12 protein-coding genes are annotated in these 22,922 nt (G+C 63.6%); 6 read left to right on the top strand and 6 right to left on the bottom strand.

All coding sequences use genetic code 11. The annotated features are described in order from the left end of the window. The first annotated feature begins 178 nt into the window (after positions 1-178). From FNV62_RS33880 to FNV62_RS33860, 5 genes are all read left to right on the top strand, one after another. Entirely contained in the window at positions 179-664 is a 486-nt protein-coding gene (locus FNV62_RS33880) for a DUF4265 domain-containing protein (protein ID WP_144315751.1), read from the top strand. 598 nt (positions 665-1,262) lie between these two features. Next, positions 1,263-1,682, top strand: a complete 420-nt coding sequence (locus tag FNV62_RS33875; protein WP_144315750.1) for a hypothetical protein — start codon at positions 1,263-1,265, stop codon at positions 1,680-1,682. Positions 1,683-1,753: 71 nt separating this feature from the next. Next, the gene (locus FNV62_RS33870; protein ID WP_164657645.1) at positions 1,754-4,573 is read left to right on the top strand and encodes a tetratricopeptide repeat protein; all 2,820 of its coding nucleotides are present in this window, start codon (positions 1,754-1,756) and stop codon (positions 4,571-4,573) included. Positions 4,574-4,733: 160 nt separating this feature from the next. Next, positions 4,734-5,135 (top strand): hypothetical protein, encoded by a 402-nt coding sequence (locus FNV62_RS33865; RefSeq protein ID WP_205523168.1) that lies wholly within the window; start codon positions 4,734-4,736, stop codon positions 5,133-5,135. A 202-nt stretch (positions 5,136-5,337) separates the two neighbouring features. Beyond that, the gene (locus FNV62_RS33860; RefSeq protein WP_225900469.1) at positions 5,338-6,612 is read left to right on the top strand and encodes a restriction endonuclease; all 1,275 of its coding nucleotides are present in this window, start codon (positions 5,338-5,340) and stop codon (positions 6,610-6,612) included. Positions 6,613-7,012: 400 nt separating this feature from the next. Here the strand turns inward: FNV62_RS33860 and drmB are convergent, their stop codons facing one another. From drmB to FNV62_RS33830, 6 genes are all read right to left on the bottom strand, one after another. Continuing rightward, positions 7,013-8,815: a DUF1998 domain-containing protein gene (drmB, locus tag FNV62_RS33855; protein WP_144315747.1), complete on the bottom strand. Its 1,803-nt coding sequence runs from the start codon at positions 8,813-8,815 to the stop codon at positions 7,013-7,015. Further along, the gene (locus tag FNV62_RS33850) at positions 8,796-11,975 is read right to left on the bottom strand and encodes a helicase-related protein (protein WP_144315746.1); all 3,180 of its coding nucleotides are present in this window, start codon (positions 11,973-11,975) and stop codon (positions 8,796-8,798) included. The genes drmB and FNV62_RS33850 overlap by 20 nt, the downstream gene beginning before the upstream one ends. Continuing rightward, complete coding sequence (locus tag FNV62_RS33845) at positions 11,972-13,489, bottom strand: nuclease-related domain-containing DEAD/DEAH box helicase (protein WP_144315745.1); 1,518 nt, start codon at positions 13,487-13,489, stop codon at positions 11,972-11,974. The genes FNV62_RS33850 and FNV62_RS33845 overlap by 4 nt, the downstream gene beginning before the upstream one ends. Next, complete coding sequence (locus FNV62_RS33840) at positions 13,486-18,198, bottom strand: DEAD/DEAH box helicase (protein ID WP_144315744.1); 4,713 nt, start codon at positions 18,196-18,198, stop codon at positions 13,486-13,488. Before FNV62_RS33840 ends, FNV62_RS33845 begins: the two co-directional genes overlap by 4 nt. A gap of 1,352 nt (positions 18,199-19,550) precedes the next feature. Next, positions 19,551-20,228, bottom strand: coding sequence for a DUF6308 family protein (locus FNV62_RS33835; RefSeq protein ID WP_144315743.1), 678 nt, complete (start codon positions 20,226-20,228; stop codon positions 19,551-19,553). After that, on the bottom strand, positions 20,225-21,208 hold the full coding sequence (locus FNV62_RS33830; protein WP_144315742.1) for a hypothetical protein: 984 nt from the start codon (positions 21,206-21,208) through the stop codon (positions 20,225-20,227). The genes FNV62_RS33835 and FNV62_RS33830 overlap by 4 nt, the downstream gene beginning before the upstream one ends. Before the next feature lie 494 nt (positions 21,209-21,702). On the opposite strand from FNV62_RS33830, the gene FNV62_RS33825 reads away from it, so the two are divergent. Beyond that, complete coding sequence (locus tag FNV62_RS33825) at positions 21,703-21,933, top strand: YozE family protein (protein WP_143602889.1); 231 nt, start codon at positions 21,703-21,705, stop codon at positions 21,931-21,933. Positions 21,934-22,922 lie beyond the last annotated feature (989 nt).

The raw sequence follows: 22,922 nt of genomic DNA, 5'->3' as shown, positions 1-22,922 counted from the left end.
CGTGGCTTAGGCCGGCGGGGGTGCAGCGAGACACACGCGCGCCTGGTCGGTTGGCGCACCCGCCGTCGTGGCTGGCTGTCGTCGGTTGAGGCACAGACGAACCCGTGTTCAACTCTGCGCGGATGTGCCCGGTCACCCTCCTGCGGTCAGCGTTGTGAGGCTGGGCATCCTTGGCAGCATGACGAATCCCGACGGCGGCCCGTACGTGAAGGTGCACTTCCGGCTTGAGGTTGAAGACGACTGGCCCCCGGCATCGGTGGAGAGTTTGTGGGCCGTCGACCAGGGCGACGGCACTGTACGGCTCGACAACACCCCCTGGTTTGTTGAGGAAATCGCCTGCGGCGACATCGTGGAGGTCGAGCCCGATGAAGAGGACGTGTGGTGGGCCGGCGCGGTGGTTCGTCGCTCGGGGAACTGCACCATTCGCCTCATCGTACTGCGTGAGGGTGGCTCGGGAGCGGCACGGCAGGGCGTGATCAACGCGTTTCAGGAACTCGGCGTCGGAGGCGAGGGCATTGAACATTTCGGCATGGTCGCTCTGAACGTCCCGCCCACCGCCGACCTTGCCAAGGTGCAACGACTGCTGGATCACGGCGTCGCCCAGGAGTGGTGGTACATGGAAGAGGGGTGCATCACTGACCAATGGCGGGCCGCCGCCGACTGATGCCGCCCATGTACTCCATGGCTGGGCCGTCCGAGGTCGCTCGGCAGCAGCCAACGACGACCAATGATGACTCCCCAGGCGCCCACGACCTACGGCCTGAACAGCAAAGACCCAGCTCCCCAAGATCCCCGACAAGACCCAGGGCAAGACGACATACATTAGCCGCCGGGTGCGAAGTCGCTCACGTTGTTCTCCAGGGGGTCGGCGAGCGCCGGAAGCGTAGAACATCCGGTCACCAGGTGCGGATCCGGCTCCCGAGGGTGCGCCCGTACCGGGATACGGCCCGCGCGGCGCCCTGGCCAGCATGCGGCGGAGCGGATTGACGAACCCACGCTCCCCGTCACGGGTGGGGTTCTCGACGCGGCGGCCCCCAGTTCGCACGCAGCGGAAACTCGCCTGCCCAACGTTGTAGCTCCTGTGAGACAGACCCCGTTGACAGAGGCTCCCCCTAGCTGGCTACGTTGCGGCTCCTGCACTCGCCGGCGCGCATCAAGTACTGCGTGTACTCGCGACAGTGGGTCAAGTGGACTTACTCTTGGGTCCACTGGTAGCCAAGGCATGCAGCTAACAGGCCTATACGCGACGGGGGTTGGTCTTCATGGGTACAGAGATCGCACAATGGGTCCAGCAAGCTAGCCCCGCGGTGACAGCCGCAGTGAGCGCCTACGGGGTGACGGTCCTGACTCAAGCTCAGAACACGGCAGCAGATGCCACAGTTCGTCTCGGCCAACGAATTCTGCAAGCGGTCTGGCGACGTCAGGACACTGCTAATCAAACCGAAATGCAACGTGTCGTCGAGGAGGCAGCCGACGAACGGGACGACGCGTACACTGCAGCCGTTCTGACTAGGCTTCTCAAGCGGTCACTGCAGAACGATCCCGAGCTGTGGACGGAATTGGCCACAGTATTGCCTGCCCCACCTACGTTCGCTATCACGGCTTCCGGAGAACGTTCAATCGCCGCTCAAAACATCAGCACCGCTATCACCGGTGATGCACACAGCGCGCCGCAGCGATGAGCACATCGAACGAAACACCCAGGCCTCAGGTCCAAGCATTGGGCCAGAGATCGATAGCCGCCAGCCAAATAGTGAACGCCTACACGGGCGACATACTTCTACCCGTCGGCGCATTGAATGCGCCGGAACGAGTCGTCGCAGCTCCAGGTACATCTAACCTACCGCCGGCTACACTCTGCCTCGGGCGGGAGGCAGAAGTCACCCAACTACGTGGCATACTCACCAGACAACATGAGACTGCAATTACGCAAAGCGGAGCTGTCCATGGCCTGGGGGGAATTGGTAAAAGCACCCTCGCCCTACACTACTCCCACCGCTACCGCAGCGAGTACACGCTGATTTGGTGGGTCAATGCTGCTTCTCCAGAGGAAATCGAATCCTCTCTGACCGGCCTTACCCGTTCGCTGGTTCCCGCGTGGGCTGACTCAGCTAGCCGCACGGCGCAGGTGGCATGGGCAAAACAGTGGCTTACTTGGCACCCCGGATGGCTCCTGGTCTATGACAATGTCGAGAATCCCGACGACCTCACCCCTTACACCGGGGCGCTTCACAAAGGACACCATCTGGCTACCAGCCGTCTCATCGCTGGATGGCCCGATGGCGCTGTGACCCTGACTCTGGGCAATCTCAATGCCGATGACTCCACCACGCTGCTGTGCCAACTTGTTTTCAAAGACATTAGCCCGACGCCTCAGCACCGGGCCGAAGCTCGCGCCCTCGTCAAAGAACTTGGCCAATTCCCTCTGGCTATTAAGCAGGCTGGCGCCTATCTTTCCCAGAACCGCGGCATCAGCCTCGACTCGTACCGCCGTCGCCTAACCACCAAGCTCGGCAAAACAACTCACGGCATCCCTGCAGAACGCACTATCGCTCGCATATGGGATGTCACTCTCCATACCTTGCAGCAGGTTGACCCTCTTGCCGTTGAACTGCTTCACACAGCTGCTTGGCTGGCCCCTGACGATATTCCCCACAGTCTGCTTACACCGCCCGACACCGATCCGGATGACGTCGCAGAAGCAATCGGCACCTTGGCCGCTTACAGCATGGTCATCGACTCCGGCAGAGCGTTCAGCGTCCACCGCCTGGTGCAGACCGTACTACGCACTGCAGCAGTCAGGGAAAGCAGTGCCACACCCGCCGGTAGACGCGATGCCGAACGGGCCATCGAATGCATTCTATATCCGGAGGACTCCAAGGTCGCAGCGCCGCCACAGCAGTGGATTCACTTAATTCCGCACGTAACGGCTCTCGCTGCTAGCGCACCGCCTGAACAAGAAATTGAGCAGGCGCCGAGCGTATACGAACTCGTCTCTCAATACCTCCAGGATCAAGGCCAATCTGCGCGAGCTCTCCCGATTTACGAGTACATACAAAACCAATTCAAGAAGACCTTGGGAGACACTCACCCCGCGAGTTTGATGAGTAGTGCCAACTTGGCCTGCTCCTACATGGCAGCTGGAAATCTGCAGCAGGCAATATCACTGTTCAAAGCCACCCTTACCCAAAGTGAAAAATCATTGGGTGACACCCACTTTACGACGTTGACAATTTGCAACAACCTCGCCAGCGCATATGCGGAAGCCGGCGACCACAAGCAGTCCATCCCTCTCCTTGAGCAGACCCTTGCGAATCGCGTCCAAACCTTGGGCGAGAACCACATTGACACTTTGACGAGCCGCAATAACCTTGCCCACGGATACGAGAGCGCCGGGGAAGCATCACGAGCAATCCCTCTATTTGAGACTAATCTGGCGAAATTCCGAGAGGCCTTCGGCGAAAACCACCCAAAGACGCTGTATAGCCAAAGCAACCTGAGCTATGCCTACGAAAAATCAGGCGATCTTTCACGGGCAATCTCGCTGCACGAGATCACCCTCGCCAAGAGATTAGAAGTATTGGGCGACAGTCACCCTGAAACTCTCCAAAGCAAGAATCACCTTGGCCGCGCCTACCACGCAGCAGGGGATCTAGAGCGCGCAATTCCACTACTCAAAGCAACGCTGCTGCAACGAATAGAAGTGCTCGGAGAGGATCACCCGGATACCCTCATTAGTCAAAACAACCTCGCCCTCGCCTATAAAGACAATAGCGAACACAAGCAAGCCATTCGCCTGTTTGAGACCACTTTGGCACAAGAGGAAAGAATTCTTGGCCAAATCCATCCAGGAACACTGATCACGCGAAACAATCTCGCTCTTGCTTATTCCGAGGCGGGAAATTTGAGGCGCGCGATCCAACTCCATGAGGTCACACTCGCTCAACAGGAGCAGCTGCTGGGAGAACTGCACCCTGGCACGCTGACCAGTCAACACAACCTGGCAGGCGCGTACCGTGAAGCAGGAGACATCGATCGCGCCATCGACCTGCTTAAGAAGTCCTCGGCTCGGCATGAGCAGATCCATGGTGACACTCACCCCGAGACGCTGAACTGCCGGAGCAGTCTCGCCTACGCATATAAGAAGGCAGGCGCCTTCAATCTAGCCATTAATCTGTACGAAGCAACACTCAAGCAATGCATCGATAATCTTGGAGATGAACACCAGCTTACGGTGCTTTGTCGGCGCCACCTTGGCGAGTCGCACTGTGCAGCAGGAAATTACGTGCGAGCCATTTCGCTGTTTAAAACATCCCTAGCCGAGTGCGAAAAACTATTGGGCACCACGCATCCACAAACACTTATCCGTCGACACAACCTCGCTGCGGCATATATGGCCGTAGGTAATTTCGGACGAGCAATTCCATTGTATAAGCTCACGATTTCCCAATGCGAACAGACCCTCGGGCGCGAACATCCACAAACCTTGTTGAGTAAATCTCACCTTGCTCGAATACAGAGAGAGCAGCAGTCGGCAAAGAAAATGGGTAACCGTCATCGACCCTACCTATAGCCGAGCTGGATCTACCGCATGTCTGGATCGTCCTGCACGCACAGCGCATGCCGATCAACGGCCAGCGCCCCGAAGAGACACCTCTGGCGTGAAGTGATCAGGGCAGGCGCGCACGCGGGACTACGCTCAGACGCCAAGACCGCGAGTGCAGGGGGCGGCGATGTACGGCCGAAGCAATGAGGCATGGGAGCAGTTGACCAGCGCCGGCTTGAAGTTCCTTGTTGAGCGGGCACAGCTCCGCAAGGTCACGACCTACACGGAGATGAACTCCGTGCTGGCCCGGCGGACTGGGCTTCCCCGCTTCGACTTCGAGCAGGCGGACGAACGTGCAGCGATGGGGTACCTGCTTGGACTGATAGTGGAACAGGACTACCCAAAGGGCAGGCTCGTGATCTCTGCACTGGTTCACTACCTCGGCGCGAACGACGCCGGGCCTGGTTTCTACACCCTCGCGCAGCAGCTCGGCCTGCTGCCCAAAGGCTCCTCCTCAACGGCGAGACTCGAGTTCTGGATTGAGCAGGTCAACTCACTCCACAAGCTTCACTCCGCCCCTGGCCGATAGACGTTCGGAACCCCCTCGGTCGAATACGTGTCGAATAGGCCGAACTCTTGCGCCTAGGCACCCGGAAACACCAGGTCAGAGGTGATACGGCAGTGATCACACCTAGCGCCGTCTAAGCGCTGTTGCTCTGCTCGTGAAATGATCACTCCCTCGCGAGGCATGGAGAGGGGCCGCCATGGGAGAGCCACTTCGAGTCGGACAAGTGCTGCGCTACTCGAGCGCCAAGGACCCAACCGATCCTGTGCTCGGCGGCTACACGAACTTCCACTACGTAACCGACGTCCCTGGCCACAAGAAGGCGCTGCTCGAGGCAGGCATCAACGGGATGGCCAAGGTCTCAGTGGCCGGACAGCAGCGACGGCCAGCGATCCTGATCCGTTCCAGCCCGTGGAAGGCCGGCAGCGAACAGACGCCGTGGCACGACGTGTTCGACTTGGACAACGGGCATGTGCGGTACTTCGGTGACCACAAGGCCGGGATGACCAAGCCCCCCGGAACGACCAAGGGAAACGCTGCCCTTCTCGACGCTTTCAACGAGCATCAGGCACCAACGCCCGAGGGCAGGGCCGGCGCAGCCCCACTTCTGCTGTTCCGTGCTGTGTCCCGTGATGGCAGGGTCAAGGGCTTCGTCGAGTTCTGCGGGCTGGGAGTCATAGAGCGAGCCGAGCGGATCGTTCAGTGGGCGGGTCACGAGCACGCCACGTTCACCAACTACGTGTACGACATCGCCCTGATCGACCTGACCGCCGAGAACGATCAGGTCGATTGGGACTGGATCACGGCTCGACGCACCTCGAAGGTCTCTGATCGGGAAGCCCTCACCAAGGCGCCCCGTGCCTGGCGAGAGTGGGTGAAGCGGGGGCACTCAGCGCTCCCCCGGGTTCGCCGGCGCGTAGCCCGGGCCCGCATCACCAAAGTACGTGATCAGCGTCCCGTGGCTGGCAGCAAGCGACACGACGACCTCCAGCTCATCTACGAGCAGTTCGATGGACGCAAGCACGACTTCGAAGCAGTCGCTTCGGCTGTTGCCGCTCGACTACTGAAAGGTTCCGGGCACAACTACCGCGAGGGATGGATCACCCAGCGCTCAGGGGACGGCGGAGCGGACTTCGTCGGGCGTATCGACCTCGGCGCGGGACTCGCCGGAACCAGCCTCGTCGTCTTGGGCCAGGCCAAGTGCATACGTCCCGACAGTCTCGTGTCCGCGGAACAGATCGCACGGGTGGTCGCACGTCTGCGCCGCGGCTGGATTGGCATTTACGTCACCACCGGAGCCTTCTCGGAGCCTGCTCAACTCGAGATGGTGGAAGACCAGTACCCCATCGTCTTAGTCAGTGGGTTGGACTTGGCTCGCGAGTTGCGCAGCATGGCCCGAGACGACCATGGCGATGATCTCGCTGCGTGCTTGGATCACATCCTGTACGCACAGGGCGTGCCGATCACCAGCCGGCGCCCCGAGGAAATCCTTCTGGAGTGAAGCGCGTCAAGGCAGCCTCGTCTACGGGACGGCGTATTCGCGGGGTGTCGAAGGGCGCCAACAGGCTCCATCGACTCTGAGCAGCGAAGATGATGTATCCAACCACGGCCTTCGGACCCGTGGACCATGCGTGGACAGGTTGCTGGCTTCTGGGCTGTGGCAGATCGCTGGCCAGGAGAAATGCGGCCATCAGAAGGGCCCTCCGGAACTGTTGCAGCAGTGCAGCGCAGTAGACCGAACCCTTCGACTGGCGAAAACCATAGGGTCTTCCGCGAGCAGGCTGATCAGCGCCTCGGTGTCTGGGAGCAGCGACGGTTACAGACCCCGCACGGCAGGGACCGAGGATGGCCGCTCTGCGGCCCCAAGCATGTGCTACGGAACCGCAGAGCTTTGAAGGTCGTCACCTGGGCCGTCGGACGTCCGTCAGAACGTCGTCCAGCAGTCCTCTCACGTCGCTTCCGCCCAGGACCAGCTGTCGATCCAGCAGCCGGTTTCCGGTCTCACAGGAGGTCTCACTCACCAGGGAACAACCGTGGCAGGCCGAGAGGTTCAGCTGTGAGGCTCCCTGACGGTCGCTTTCGATGCAGACCGGGTCGTTGGAGCAGAAGTCCGCATCATCCAGGGCTGCCACCAGGAGCGGGATCAACTTCTTGGGATCCCCGAGCCTGACGAGGCCACCGAGGGTTCCCTGAGCGTCCCCTGCTGCGGTGTAGATCAGGATCCCGGCGGTCTTGTCCGTCCGGTCGGAGTTCGCGTAGATCCTTTCCTGCAGTGAGGCAGACGCGTATCCGCTGGCAAACGCCAGCCGTCGGATGAGCAGGTGCGCCAGCGTGTGCAGGGCGATGTACCTGGGTTCCGGCACGTCGAGGCGGCCGGCCCAGGGAGAGTCGGTCCTCCGCCCCTTGAGGATGCCGGCGCGTGCCTGCACCTCCGGCTGCGCCTCCCAAGCGGCGAGCTTCTCCTCGTCGAACCGCAGGAAGATCCCTTCCCCGAACAGCTCGATCGCCGGGTAGGTGGGCCGATACGCCCGGTCCGACCCCAGATCGACGTTGATCAGAACCGCTTCCGCATCATGGCGCCGGAACCCCCGCAAAGCACGAACCTCTCGTACCCGGCGTACCTGACCGATACCGCTGATCTTGTCGAGCAGGCTCTGCGGTGCCGCGAGCCCTTCGAGGCTTCGCCCGTCGACGACAAAGTCGCTTCCCGTGCGGTCGCGCCCTTCGCCGAGTTTCTTCAGAAATGCCGACCACTCGCCGTCCTTCAGGTCGAGCAGCAGCTCGCCCGCAGGGCCTTCTTCTCCTGCCGCGACTCCGAGGACGGTTTCCGCCGTCACACCAAGGTCGTCGGCGATCAACTGCGCCAGCACTTCCGACTGGGGTCCGCCGTTGTCAGTCACGACTTTCCCGAAGAGCATGTGCCCGCGGATCTTGTCGGCTGCCTCCACGGACTGCGGACGTTCCTCCGGAATGTCGAGAGCCGAGATCCTCTCGGCGATGTAGTTGCCCGTGGCACCACGTTGCACGGCGACCAACTCGTACGGACAAGGCTTCTTGACGGAGTCTTCCGACTCCCAGGGCTGTCGTCCCTCGCAGCGGATCCCGTTCTGGTGCAGGGCCCCCTTCGTCACGAGTTCCGCGAGCTTGCGCTCGTTCTTGCATCCGTAGCACTTCACCACCAGTGCCGCGAGGCCTTCGCCGCGGGTGGCCAGCTTGTGGAACCTGAGCGCCTTGTAGTCACGGCAGACGCGGACCGCTTCGTTCAGGTTCGCCGCACGCCCACGATGCGCCCACTTGAACCAGTTGACGTCCTGGATATGGCTGCCCTTTTCGCAGACCGCGACATATCGCATCGGCACGAGCGCGCCGCCGCAGTCGCAGGTGTTGCTCCACTTGCCCTTTTTCCTCCCGGTCAGCTTCGAGAGCTTGTCGCAGCGCTCGCAGAACCGCCAAGCAGGAAAGCGCCAGTACGGCAGCGCGGGAGTCTCCTTGGCGGCACGACCTGCATGCGCCGGCGGTTGCCTCAGGACACCGGCACCGAGGCGGGCCATCAGACGCTCACAGCTGATCTCGTGGGCGAACTTCTTGTCCCACCATGACGTGTCCGGCGCCATGAGCGACTCGCCTCGCACGTCGACGATCGCTCCCACACCGAACGGTGAGATCGTCTCGGAGAGGCGCAGGTCATGCCTGATCTTCTCCATGGTGCACCTCCTCCTGCGGTTCCTGGACCTCGACCGCCACGTTGGGCTCCACGGACCTCATCGAGTCTCCGACGAGCCACCCTTCCCCGGGCTGGCCGAACTTCTTCAACAAAGCTGCCTGGTCTTTCGTCGTCCGCTGGTAGTACAGAGACTCGTCCGACTCGCGTGCCTGCGCTGCCCGTCGGTCCCAGTCCCTCAGGAGGCTCCATACCGCGGCGCGTGTTTCCGGGGCTTCGAGATCGTCGGCGCGCGTCACGTAGCCGAGGAACCGGTCCACGAGTCGATCGACCGCTTCGCGGATCCTGTCGTCCCCGAGGTCGAACCGACCTGCCGCGTCGTTCGGGGCGAGTGCGGTGAACGACTGCCGCAGCAGCGCCACGAGGGCGCCGGCGAGCGATCGCTCGCGCGAGGCCAACGACCACGGCGTGACGCTCGTGGGCTCCACGCTCCGGTAGAGGGCCTCGTGGTAGCCACGGAAGGTCTCGAAGTGCGACCGATCACGGGCCCTGCCCGACCGAAACAGCGTGACGACGACGCCCTTCGTGTCTCCACGTCCGACGCGGCTCGTGGCCTGGATGTACTCGGCCGTGGTCTTCGGCTGCCCCACCATGAGCATCAGCGCGAGCCGCGGAATGTCGATGCCCACGGAGAGCATGTTCGACGAGAGGACCACGTCGACGGCCTCCGGCGACTCGTCGGCCCTGATCCTGAGCGCGCGGAGATCGTTCGGCAGCTCCTCGGCTCCGCGACGGCTCGTCAGTTCCAGGACCTTCCCCGCCCTGACGGGCCGCAACGGGAAGCCGAGCCTCTCGGCTCGGGGCTCCAGACGACCGTTGACGTCATCGACGACCAGCGTCCCGGTACGCCCGAGCTCACGAAGACTGTTGTGGTACATGACCAGCGTCCAGTACGCGTCCCGTGACGGGGCGGACGGGGCGCGGGCGGCGAGCGCCTCCGGCATCTCCACCATGGGAGTGACGGCGGCGATGACGGCCGACGGCTGCGAGACCGACTGCGGCATCAGGCCGACGTAGAGACGTCCTTCCCCGCTCTCCACCGGGCGGGAGAAGAAGGTCCGGTCGTCGTCGAGTCCCGATGGGGGATACAGGGCGACTTCACGCCCGTACAGTCCCTCCACCTGCTCCTCGGACGCGCGGATGGTGGCCGTCGAGGCCACGATCTTGGGACTGGAGCCCGACCGGCTCAGCAGGAGCTGGATCACCGCGTCGAAGACGGCGACGGTGGTCCCGAGCGGTCCCGAGAGCAGGTGCAGCTCGTCCTGGATGATCATGGACGGTTGCTTGAAGGTGGTCCCGAGACCGAGCAGCCTGCCCGCTTCCGGCCTGAACTGCAGACGCGCGAACTTGTCGACGGTGGCCAGGAGGATCGTGGGCGGTTCCTCGTACAGCATCTCGTCGACGACCGCGAGCGGAAGCTCGCTGGCGAACCCGCACGACTCGTCGACACAGTGGAGCACGACGTCCGCGCCCACCAGGCGCATGCCGTAGTCCTGTGGCTTGTCGCTCCTGAGCTTCGGCACCAACGGCGTCAGACACCACGGGCAGCTCTCGACCTGGAACTCGTTCGCCTCTTCCGGACGCGCGGCCTTCTGGAGCCGCTTGAGTGCTTCACGTGCCTCTGCACGCGTGCCGGGAGTGACTTCGTTGCCCACCCACAGACCGATCGAGAACGGCACCATGCCCTTCGCCCGGTCGTCCGTGGCCCGCAACTTCTCCATCGCACAGACCAGCGCCGCGGCCCGTTGGAACTGCTGAGAGGTCAGGAGCCTCAGGGTGTAGCGGGTGATGACGGCGGTTCCCCCGCCGGCCGTGCCGTGGGCGAGCCGTCGGCGGAAGACCTCGATCGCAGCGAGACCCAGGTACGCCTCGGTCTTGCCGCCACCGGTCGGGAACCAGATGAGGTCGACGAGGTCCCGGTCCTCGTGCCTCTCGTCGACGGTGGAGGCCAGCGACACGAGCAGGAAGCCGAGTTGGAAGGGGCGCCACTGCGGCTCTGGCACCTGCTCCTCGGTCTTCCCCTGGTTGATCGACGCCTGTCGCATCTGAAGACGCATGGCCGCCATGCCGAGCGAGAAAGCCGTTCGAAGGTCCTGTTGTCCCGACGTCCGGAGGAGGTCGATGCCTTCCTTCATCCTGTCGACGGCGTCCTGCGAACGCCCGGCGATTCGGACGGCCACGGTCCTGTCGTCGCCGAACGCCTCCGCCCGTTCCATCTGTCGGGACGCCCAACCGGCGAACGCCTCGACGAAGGCGTCCAGCGATCGAAGGACCGCTTCGGGATCCCTGTCGATCTGCTGGAGGTGTCCCAGCTCCAGGGCCTTGGCCTCGGCCGTCCCCTCGTCGAAGCCCGTGGTCTCGACGGCGGGCACCACGAAGGCCGGTACGGGGTCGAGGAAGACCTTGATGCAACGGTCCGTCGTGAACTCCCAGTCCGCGGCCATTCCGTGCCCGACCGCGTAGACCTTTCGGTTGCGGTATCGCAGGCGCAGTTCGGCGGCTTCCGGATCGGTGTCGATCGAGCGCGTCGTGTCGTACTCCAGGATCTCCGCCCCGGCGGAGGGAGCGGCGGCCAGGTGGACCTGGAACAGCGTCCGGGGGATGTCGAGTCGGTCGTCACCCGTGGATTCGGTCAGGACTCGTACGTGGACGGTGACCAACGAGTCGCCCTGGAAGTCGCGCCAACGCGACCCGATCTCGACCGAGACACCGCCCGCGGAAAGGCGCTCGGGCCCCTTCCCCCGCCGGAGATCGAGGCCGTCCACAGAAAACGGGGTACGCCGCCACCTGGGCGGCCCGTCCCCCTCGACAGCGGCGTACGTACCGCACGAGAAGTCGACGTCGACGGAGTCACTGTCGGTGACAAAGGAGAGCGCGACGGACGAGGGCTTCCAGTCCTCGGCCAGAGGGACCCCGTCCCCTTTCTCCTCGACATCGCCCTCGGGGACGTCGGCGGAGACCTCTTCGTCCGTGTCCCCGCTGCCGTGAGGTCCGCGTGCCTCGGCCTCGACCGGGAACAACATGCCGACGGCGTACTGCCGGTGAGGCAGGTTCGCCGTGACCTCCTCATCTCCCGCCTCGGGCCCCACGTAGGAGGCTCGGAGATGGTGGAGGGCCTCCTCCTGGGCCGCTGTGAGGTTCACTTGCCAACCTGCTTTCGAAGAAGATCTTGGAGCCGCTTCTTGTCGTCCTTCGACGCAACCACGTGGAGCGTGACCCGCGCCCTCGTGACAGCCACGTAGAACGCGGCGAGACCCCGGTCGTCGTATTCCCGGGGCAGGTCGCAGACGATGACGTGCTCTGCTTCCAGCCCCTTGGCAAAGCGGGGGTTCGTCACGAGGAACCCGGCCTCGCTCCTACGCGGCTCGGCATCATCGGAGACGCTGATGATCCAGATGTCCTGGCGGCGGGCCCCGTTTGCGACGAGGTCGCGAGCCACGGTCTCGGCCGCGGAGACGCCGGCCATCCCGTCGGACCACCGCCATTCCACTCGGTCGCCGTGGACGATGCCCGGGTCCCCGACATCGGCGCCGAGGTACTCCTGCACGACGTGAACGATGGCACGGGTGTTGCGGACGTTCCGGTCCAGGTCGTACTGGAGCGCCTCCTGCTGGACCAGCTCGCAGACGTCCGGGTCGAACTCGCCGTCGACGCGTGCCTGGTTGTTGGGATCGAGGAACATCCTCCACCGGCCGCCTTCGCGACCTCCGCTGATCACGGCGTCCAGGGAGTCCATGCCCTCGGCGTTCATGAGGTCCTGTGCCTCGTCGACGAAGACGACGTCGTACTGCTTGTCACCGGACAGGTCCGCGAACGGAAGGAGATCGATGTCTCTGCCCTCGATCCGCGGGCCGAAGAAGTCGACCAGGGCGGGCGAGTGAAAGGTGATGAGGACCGACTTCCCTTCGCCCGCCTCCTGCTTCGCGCCTTCCGCCAGCACCAGGGACTTCCCGGTGCCCGCGCCGCCGAAGACGAGCATCCTCGGGTTACGGGAGAGCGCGGCCAGGACCCGTGCCTGTCCCTCGGTCGCCCGGTTCTGCTCCTCTATGACGGCACCCCGCTGTGCATCGATGACGGGCATCCGCGTGAACTCGCCGAAGAGACGCGACCGGAGAGTCTCGGACCGGGCGACTTTGACCCCGAAGGGTGCTGTCCTGGCCTCGCTGGCGACCTTCTCGAAGGCTTCCGTCAGCGCGGCGATGCTCATCTGCTCCTTGGCCCACCAGTGACTTCCCTTCCACTCGACGGCAGCCGGAGGCGCATCTATGTCGGGGGTAAGGGCGACGGCCTCGGTCGCGAACCAACCAACGCCTTCCTCCTGGAGGATGTCGCGCAAGGCGTACATCGCCGACTGCGCCTGGTCCATCGGAGACTCACGCAACTTTTTCCAGTCACCGTGACGGTCGATGGAGTACCAGACACCGTCGTACTTCCTGACACCCCCACCCTTGACCTCGACGATGATGACGACGCCGTCCCAGAGCACTACGAAGTCCGCTTCCCCCTGCTGCTTGACCGCGTGACTCCGCAGCTTCACAGAGTGGAAGGCCACCGCGTCGTGAGGGCCGTCGACCGCCCGTAGCAGTCGGGCCACCCGCCGTTCGGCGTTGCTGGTGGTCGTCGTCTCGATGTCGGCAAGGTCCGGTATGAGGATCATGATCCCTGCTTTCGCCAAAGGGCTTCGTAAGCGCGGTATCCAAGGAAGTCGTTGACCGCACCGAAGTTGTCGGCGACGTCCACAATGAGGCACTCCGGCTTGCCGCCGTTCGCGGGGCCACGCAGACCGCGGCCGGCCATCTGGATGTATGCGCTGGGGCTGAACGTCGGTCTGGCGATGTACAGGGCCCGGACACCCGGTGCGTCGAAGCCCTGGATCAACAGATCGCAGTTGGCCAGGACCCGGATCTCCCCCTTCTTGAACTTCTCGATGACGTCACGGCGCGCCTGCCGTCCTGTCTGACCGCTGACCGCCTCGGCCGCGACCTTCCGATAACGAAGTGTCGCGGCGAGGACCTGGGCGGACAGGACGTTCGGCGTGAACACGAGGATCGGCCATTCCGGATCCCGCTTCAGGATGTCCTCCACAAGGATCCTCATGCGGGCCTGGTCCCCGCCGATACGGTCGAGGACCTGGGGCTCGAGCCTGCGCAGGGACTGCACCTGGGCAAGTTCGTCCGGCTCTAGCGCGACTTCCATACCGTCCAACACCTCGTGCCGGACACGGGCTAGGACACCTCTCTTCGACAGCTCCTGGTAGGCGTTGCCGTCGAAGGCGCTCATCTTGTGTTGACCGAAGCGGGCCGCCAGTTCCTTCGTCGGCTCGGTCACATCGCCGCTCCCCTTGAACGGCGTCGCCGAGATGCCCACCAGGGGCCGTTCCCAACTACGACCGTCGACTCCGAGCCATCTGAGGATCTTTGTGTACATCTTCGACCCGCCGGCCCGATGTGCCTCGTCGATGAAGACCGCGGAGGCCCGGCTCAGCCACTCGTACTCAGGAGTGCCGGCCAACCGGTCGAGCTTGGCGTCGGTGGCCACGACCACGCTGAACTCGGTGTCGGGTTCGTGGACGACGTTGTTGTTCCAGAGCCGACCGATCGTCAACGGACGCTCGTCCCCGAGCCAACGCCAGACGGTGCTGAACGTCTGCACCGCCTGCTCGCAGAGCTCCTCCGACTGCGCGATCCAGAGCACGGTTCCGCTCACGCCACCGTCGACGAACAGCTGTAGCACGGTTTCGGTGGCCACCCGGGTCTTCCCGGCTCCCGTCGGAAGCTCCACCATGCCCTTGCGCGCGCGGCCGTCGGCACCTCGGGACGTCAGGACCTCCTGCAGTTCCTCCCTGATCCTCTCCTGGAAGTCGTGCAGGGGCTTGAGCTTCACGGCACCAGGCACGACGAACTCGTTGTCCCGGTGCCGGGTGCGACGCCCGGCGTACTTGGCTCCGAACCCCATCTTCCGGAGCCAGTCGACGGTCGACGCTCCACCAGCCCATGTCGTGGGAACGTCCGTGTACCCCTCGGCGCTGAACCCCTCCTCGAGGAGCTTGATCGAGTCGCTGCCGTAAACGGTCAGGAAGAGCTCCGCGACGGACGTGGAGTCGTCCACCAAGCCTTGGCCCTCGAGTGCCTGCCAGAGTCCCTTCGGCAAGTTCTCCTTCAGCGTGTCGTCACCGATGAAGATCGCCAGCCGCTCCGCGTCACTGGACGCAGCCCGGGCGTCCTGCCTTTGGGTCTCGAGTTGTTGGTTGACTCGTGCCTGGAGGATGTCGCTCAGCTCGGCATTCGACAGGCGCAGGTCGAACGCCCCGTTGACGATCTGCAGGACACGACGTTCGTCAAGATCCGCTTGAACCACGAGGGTCAGTCCCTGGAGGTGCCATTCGAGCGACTGGTCCTCGACCCCGTCCTCGGTGGTCACACGCTTCGTGATCTGAATGGCCTTCGCCACGGTCACGTTCGTGACCTTGTCCTCGACGAACGTCGAACGCAGTCCGGTGTACAGGTCGATGATGCGCTCCTCGACCTGTCGGCCGTCGACCAGCAGGTCGAAGGAGAAGCTCTCCTCGAACCGGCGGCATCCGACCACTTCGACGAACTGCTCCGCTTCGTCCTCATCCACCTTGAGATACGGCTTCTGCTTGGTACTGAGGAGCTCCCGTTCCTCCTCCGTCGTCGCCAAGTACACCGCGTCGGGCCGCCTCCTCTCGATGGCGCGTCCCACCCGGGCGGGGATGAAGACCGGACGCCCCTCCGGGAACGCGAACAGACTCGCGGTGAGGACGAACCCCGTCAGCGCCGTGTTGCTGATCGGCGAGGTGACCTCCGCCTCAAGCGCTTCCCGCAGGACCTCCGCAGGAACCTCGCCCAGATCCTTGGGCAGTGCCAGAGCGGCCTCGACGTGGCGCGGTCCTCGGAAGAGAGGCAGCAGGGCCTCGTACTCGACGAGCGACGCAGAGACGACGCGATCGGGAGCCCGGTAGCCGCGAGTCGACTTCAGCAGGCCGGCCCGACCCGCCGCCCAGCGAACGGGAGAGAGGACCCGGTGACTGAGCCCCGTGTCGATGTCCGTGCAGAGCCAGCTGCCTTCCTGGTCAAGCCTGATCAGTCCTTCCGTCCACCGCTCGCGTATGAGTTCGGACGCGCCCGCCTCCTGCAACATCAGGAGTGCCGAGAAAGGACCGGGGCCGTCTCCCCTGTCGAACTCGACCTGCTCGACGGGGCGCTCTCCGGGCCCAAGCCTCCGGTTCACCTCGTCCAGCACGTAATGGCAGTAGTCCTCGAAGTGGACCTCGTCCTCGAGCGAGTACGAACCCACTGGCTCGGTAATGACGCCTGCCGCGTGTGCGAGCTGGGGCACGCACCTCGTCCCGTCCAGGACTCGATCGGGTGCACTGTCGCCGAGGCCGTCGATATCCAGCACATACGCGGGCAAGGCCCAACCACCGTCGCGCGTCGGAACCCTGAGGGCACCCGCCTTGTTGCCAGCCACGACCTTCTGCGCCTGCGCCATAGGCGCCTCGGTTGCCGCCTTCCAGAACTTCGGAAGTTCGTCATCCTCCGACTCCGATGACAGCATGGCCATCCTGGCCTCGAACTTCGCGAGCGAGTCCAAGTCCCGGAACCCTCTGTCGGAGAGCTTCCTTTCCACGCCTGGAATCGCAAGGAATCTCGGTTCGACGAAGCAAGCCCCTTCTACGTCGATACCGTCCGCTCGATGGAGGTAGACCTGTCCACGGTCTCTGATGGACCGCATACCGTCGGTCGTCGGTACAACCTTTGCAGAGTCGAGGCCGCTCGGATTACGCACGACGAAATCGAGAGCCTTACCAGCAGAGTCCATGTCCGTTCCCTCTGCCCACTCACGCAACCACGACAAGATTCCCCTCTTGTTGCGAATGCTCTCCAACGCCTTCTTTTCGTCCCTGGGCCGCGAGTCGGAGAAAGCGGGAGAGACGCTGCACAAGTAGATAGTCCTCAGTCGCGTCACCCGCTGAGAGCTGGCATAGCAGCGCCAGTGTGGCACGTCATCATCGGTGTTGGGTGACTTGATCCACTCTTCGTGATCGCGCTCAGATGCGCTGTTGACACCGAAGTCAAGGGGACGAAGCTCCGGCGGTGTGCGCAGCGCACCGTTCGCGTCGGGAATCAGCGCTTTCTCGCATCCGAGCTGCGGGACATGGACACAGAGGATTTCGTCGCCGAAGGAGTGGGCCTCACGGCCACGCGCCGGCATGTAGTCCAAGTGTGCTGCCGGATCATCGACGGAAGAGATCTTCGGCAAAGCGTCGAGGAACATCTCGGAGAGAGTCACAAGGATCTCTCGGTTGTATCTGTTCGCGAGCAGGGTGGTGCGGTCGTCGTTGACGCTCCAGGGGGCATTGAAGAGGGCGGAGGCCGATGTCCTGTCCTGGAGCGGGAAGTATGACCAGAACTCGCCCGTTCTCAGTTGAGCGAAGCGCGCTGGCATCGCAACCGTGACCTTCATTCGGTCACGTGACACCGCTTCACCCACCTCAATCCGAGCCTCGGGACTGGGTGCATGCATTCGGTTCTCGACGTACCACTCGGCATGGTCACCATCGGGACGCTCAATCCGGAACCTGCCGTCGCCCAGGTCACGCGACACATGGCTCGTCACGAAGTTCGCGTCGGCTCCGACGACCCGGAGTCGGATTTCACGCACTGAGTTGACAAAGAGGAGGAACTCGGAGCGGAATTCCTCGATCTCCTTCTTGAGGTTCTCCAGCCTCGTCGCATGCGGCAGTCTCACGATCGTAACCGCCCACTCCGCCAGCTCGGCCAGGATCGGGTCCTTTACAAACTCGGCCTCTGCATTGGTCCGGGTCAGGGTCCTCAGGACCGGGAGTCTCTTGGGCGCAGGGGCGATCGTCGCGATCGCCGCCTTTGCCTTTGAGGAGTTGAACTCGAAGGAAACCGATCGGCTGAACACCTGCGGGGTGTCGGTGACCGCGAGTACCGACTTGAAACCGAGCCCGAAGCGCCCGATCTCGTCGCCTCGCTTACCGCTGAGATGCGCGTGAGCGAGCGTGGTGAGGCCGCTTCGGGAGAACGGACGGCCAGCGTTCGCGCAGTACAGTGTCTGGCGGTCGAGGTCGAGGACGATCTCAACCCGCCCCGCTCCCTCCTCGTGCTCGTCAGCCCCCGACATCGCGTCAGCCGCGTTCTGCACCAATTCCAGGAGCGTGCGGTTCGAGTAACCGCCAACCCGGATGGATTCCTCTTGGTTGGCGTGCTCCGTAATCAGGTTCGAATTCGCGCGATACGAGTTGATCGCCCGCTCGAAGAGTTCATCAACCTCGCGGGCCAAGCCCGCGTCGGGCACCCAATCGGCATTCTTCCTCATCACGGCTTCGCCGCCCCCACTCCCGATACCACAATTTGCCAATGTCGGACCTGTGCCTATGCGGTTCCTGAACATCGATTGCCGATGTTGGGACAGGGCGCGATGTCTCACACTGTCGAACCGCCGCGGACGGTAAGCCCAGCCAACGACATCCCGCCCCCGCGGGATGCTCAGGTGGCGGTTGACACGCGGGCGCCAGAACGCCCAAATTGCCGCAGGAAGCGGACTCGCCGCCCTTGATGCAAGGTGTTCCGACCGCAGGTCGATACGAGCACCGTCGATCCACCCCATGGTCCGGCACCGTTCGACCGACTTCGGCGCCCCTTGTCGTCAGAGGCAGGTCGCCGTCACCCCGCCCCGACACGCAGATGTACATGGCTCCTCTTGCGTCAACGCGAGGTCAACGACCGACCCAGGCACTCCGCCTGAACGCGCACCAGACACACAGCAATCTTCACAGTTCCCCCGCATTCGTGAAGCTCAAGAGTTCAACAAATCGCCGCCGCGGGGAACCCCCCGTTACCGATTCGCAATCCGGAGATCGGCTACAGAATGCAGCCCAGAACCAGCACGTCGTCAAGGGTTTTGCCTGCCAGGCAAAGCGCACCCACCTGGGAACCCCGTCGACCGCGCGCAACTGGATGCCCCAACAGCAACCAGACGCCTTTGGCTCAGTGCACATGAACCGGTCTTCACAAGTCTCCCTGCTCGCGCTTCGTAAAGGCTCCAGCAACTCCTGGACAAGTGGAAGCTCTTCTGCCGAATCGGGCTACGTCGATCGGGGCACAACAGTGGTGGAGTGCGCCTATCGTGCGCCCCCGTACCACCACACTGCGCCCCGGTCAGCTACAGGTCAGATGGCGATGGTCACCCCAACCCCACACTGCCGTAGGTGCCTTCACCTCGGCTTCACGGACGCGGCTTCATGTAGCTTGTCGACACTCCCACCACGGAGCAGGCGTTGCCCCCGTGTGCCGAGTCATGACGACCGAGGTGACGACCTCCGTCGTCCGACGAACGCAACGAACACCCCTGCGGAGCGGTGGATCATACGTGGACACGGAACCGTCCACTGCCAGTCCATACGTCCATGACCTGTGGAATTTCCACATCGGGAAGGGGCCTCCGGAGCGTCGCCTTGACCGAACAGCACCCTGTCGGTCGTCAGTGATGCGGGTGCTCCTTGCGGCTTGGTCCAAGGTAGGACGCGTGCGTCGCAGTCCTCCAGGAAGATCTCCGCATCGTCCCGAATCACGCAAGGACCTTCCACGAGGCGCTGAGGCAGTCACCACGATGACGAGCCGCTTAGGGCACTATCCGATTGTGTAGGCGGTGCCTGTCGGGGTTGCCAGCTAGCGTCGGGCCGCACGGAAGCTGCCTCTCAGCTGCAGCTGCTCGTCCCTGCCATGGAGCCATGCAGCTGTGTCGAGGACCCTCAGCACGCCGATGTCCTCACCGAGGCCTGCCAGGCCGCGGACGTCTTCGAGATGGGCTACCAGCATCCGGCCGTCAGCGCGAAGTGCGCGGCGCACGTCAGACCAAAAGCTCAAGTCTGTTGAGGGGCGCTCGAAGACCTTTTTGATCACCGAATCGTAGATAGGCAGCAAGCGAGGGCGCTTGCGAGCAAGTAGTTTCCCAGCGCCGACTGAGCCTATGCCGTCGACATCGCGCAGACTCTGCCACAGGTTCCACGCTGGGCTGTCCTTGGCAACGTGCCGCTCCTCCGCTGCCGCGAGCTCAAGGTCCACGGGAATCTGTGAGAGTAGACGGCTGTAAGGGTTGGGACCCGTCGGCTCGAGCACGTGGAGTACTGCCCGTACTGGCACGTCAACGCTCAACGTGTCAACGGCAATGAAGTCCGCCGGCGTGAAGTGGTTCGCCACCTCCGGCTGGTCTCCGCCGCCTGTCAACCGCTCGAACCGCGCACCGGTATAGGCAGGCGTACCGTTGGGGAGGACCGCCCAGTAACGACGCAGCAGGCCAGCCACATATAGTCGATCCCACAGGACTGCCGGGATCTTCAGCGTCATGGGGCCTCCTGGCGCTGTGCCGCTGCATTGATACGCGGCCGCACCGCCCTCCTACTCAACAGGGTCACCAAGGCGGTGGCGGTTGTCAGCGCCGCCTCGGCCGCCTCCTGGGACACGGGGACCTCCCGCAGACCGCCTGCGTGCCGGTCACTGTGCCCTTCCCACAGGTCCGTGAGCATGGCGACCACCCCGCCGGTGTTGCCCGGCTTCCCGGACTTGTCCGTCAGCACGTATTCGTACTTCGCGTCCGCGTTCCGGAGGTGATCGCGGACCTTGCCGAGGGTGGGCAGCTGGTCACGTGGCAGGAACATCGGACAAGCAACAGCCTCAACCGCGCGGATCAAGTCAACGTAGGCACCGCTTGGGTCGGTGTGCACCGCCATCAGCTTGTCGCGTGCCCGCTCAAGGTAGTGCCGAGCCGCAAGGTAGCCGCTGCTCTCAGCGGCATTCGCTGCCACGTTCAGCGCCTCGCTGAGACCCGCCTCCATCCTCCGCTGGAGGCCGCGCTGATCCGGGGTTACCTCGTATACCGACCGTGACTCAACCAGCAAGCGGTTCAGCGGCTCGACGATACGCTTGGTCCGTCTGACACTGCCGCTGAACCAGGTAACAAACGGCGACTTCTCCGGGGCCGGCGGTTCGCTGCACAGCAAGAAGAGCAAGTCGTCAACGACGTCCCACAGGACTTCCCGCTCCGTTCCCCAGGCCAGGAAGAGCACGTATGGGTCAGGAGGCAGCGGCACAACTGGCGCTAGGTCAGCACGAGTGCTCTCCGTCCTCGTTGCCTGCTCCGCCTCCCAGCGCGCATCGAGCCGTGCCTGCTCCATCTCGCACTTTCGCAGCTGGCGTTCGTATCTGTCCCAATCCGCCTGCGGTAGAACGAGATCCAACCGCACCATCACATGGTGTGCTTCGTCGGGATCCAGTGCCGCCGTCTCCTGGATCCAAGCGCGGAGCGCAGGTTCGAGGGACGCTGGCATGCCCTCCATGAGAGCAGGCACAGGAGCCGTGCCCATGCGAACGGACAGGCGGTGACGGCTGGTTGATCTCATAGGCCGACGATAGCGCCCTGAAGGTACACGCCACCTTCCCAATTTCCACACACAGGGTCCTGGTCACGAAGCGGGCCGTAGGCCTACGGAAGAGGACACAGTTCGACTAATTCTTGCGGACTGCGGACTATACGTGGACAAGGACGGCTAGTGAGGGGCTGCACAACCCGCTGACCAGGAGTAATAGGCGATTCGCAGGGGCCCTCCGGAGCCGTGTGCGCAGGTTCGAATCCTGCCGGGGGCACTCGCCATTCAGCCAGAAAGAATCAAGCTCTGACCAGCGCGAATGCCGATATGAGAGAGCGGGAGTCAGTCTCACTGACTCCCGCTCTTTCTTGCTGTCTCTCAGTGTCCACGCACCATCTGCGATACACGCGACACACTCACGTGTGGACGCCACGCGGCGGCGGAAGGATGCGGATATGCCCACGCCGAAGAGCTTCACTGCGTGGTTGAAGACCCACGCCGATCAAGACAACGCCATTGGTGATCTCGCCCGGGACGTCTCGCGCGATCCCGAGTGGCCCTCACGCAAGGGCCTGCCGGGTCAGCACACCTACCTTGAAGAGCGTGGCGCCATTTCGGCCGCCATAGAGACACTCGAACGTGCCTGGACTCAGTACGAGCAGTACAAAGCCGTTCAAGACAAATGACGGCGGCCCGCCCCTTCACGTCTAGCCTCGATCTTTCGTGACGGCTCATTGGTCCATCTGGCGGGCCGTTTCGGCTTGTTGGGCTGGAAGTGGGCAGGGTGAGGGCCCGGCTGTCCCGTCGGGTGGGCGCCGGGTTCCACGGTTCCGGTGGGGTGATCCAGGTTCGTCGGGACGGGTGGATCTGCTGGTCAGTCGGGGTTCGGGAGGGCGTGCAGCCGTTCGATCGCGTCCGTGATGAGGTCGGTCCAGGGCCAGTGGGCCGCGAACCTCAGCTACTGTCGGCGGGCGGTGGTGACGAGTTGGGCCGCGGCGGAGAACAGCCGCAGGCGCAGGTGACGAGGCTCCCACCTGCGGGCAAGGCTTGACCGACGGGCCTCACGCCAAACTGAACGGCGTTGCTACCTGGGCGCCAGCACTACACCATTTTTCCCTTTTCTTCCGTGACGCCCCATCCTCCCATCGGGCCCGTCGTCCCCATCGATCCCGTCTCTCCCGGCCCGCCCGTCCGTCCCCTTTCTGCCCGGCGGGCCGGTGGGGCCGAGCGGACCGGGGGGACCGGAGCGGCCTGGCGGACCGGAAGGGCCCACCTCGACGCCGTGCGTCTGGAGCTCGACATTCCGTGCCCACATATCGTCGATCTGCATTTGATGGGCGACGAGCGCGCCCGACTGTCCGACAAGCGCGACGAGCAGGGCGGCGCCAAGCACGAGGGGGCGCCACTTAAGCAGTTTCTCTTTTACGTTTCTCACATGATCCCTCACGCTACGCGATGGAAAGGTGTAAATGGCAAGGAGTGGACAAGGCTGTCCTCCTCGTCGCGCGCCTGCCCCAGAGCGACCCCGAACGCCGCGAGCTTGTCGATCACCGCACGAGGCGCTGAAGCCCGTCATCGAGGCGAAGCGCGAGCGAGGGTGAGCGCCGCCCAAGGCCCCGAGGCGGCACTAGAGGCTGCTCGACCGAGGGCCATCCTGCGGAAGTTGATGGAGAAA

The sequence above is a fragment of the Streptomyces sp. RLB3-17 genome (assembly GCF_007113425.2).
Taxonomy (GTDB): Bacteria; Actinomycetota; Actinomycetes; order Streptomycetales; family Streptomycetaceae; genus Streptomyces; species Streptomyces mirabilis_D.
Note: the sequence above shows the minus strand (reverse complement) of the source record. Positions and strands in the feature narration are given on the sequence as shown.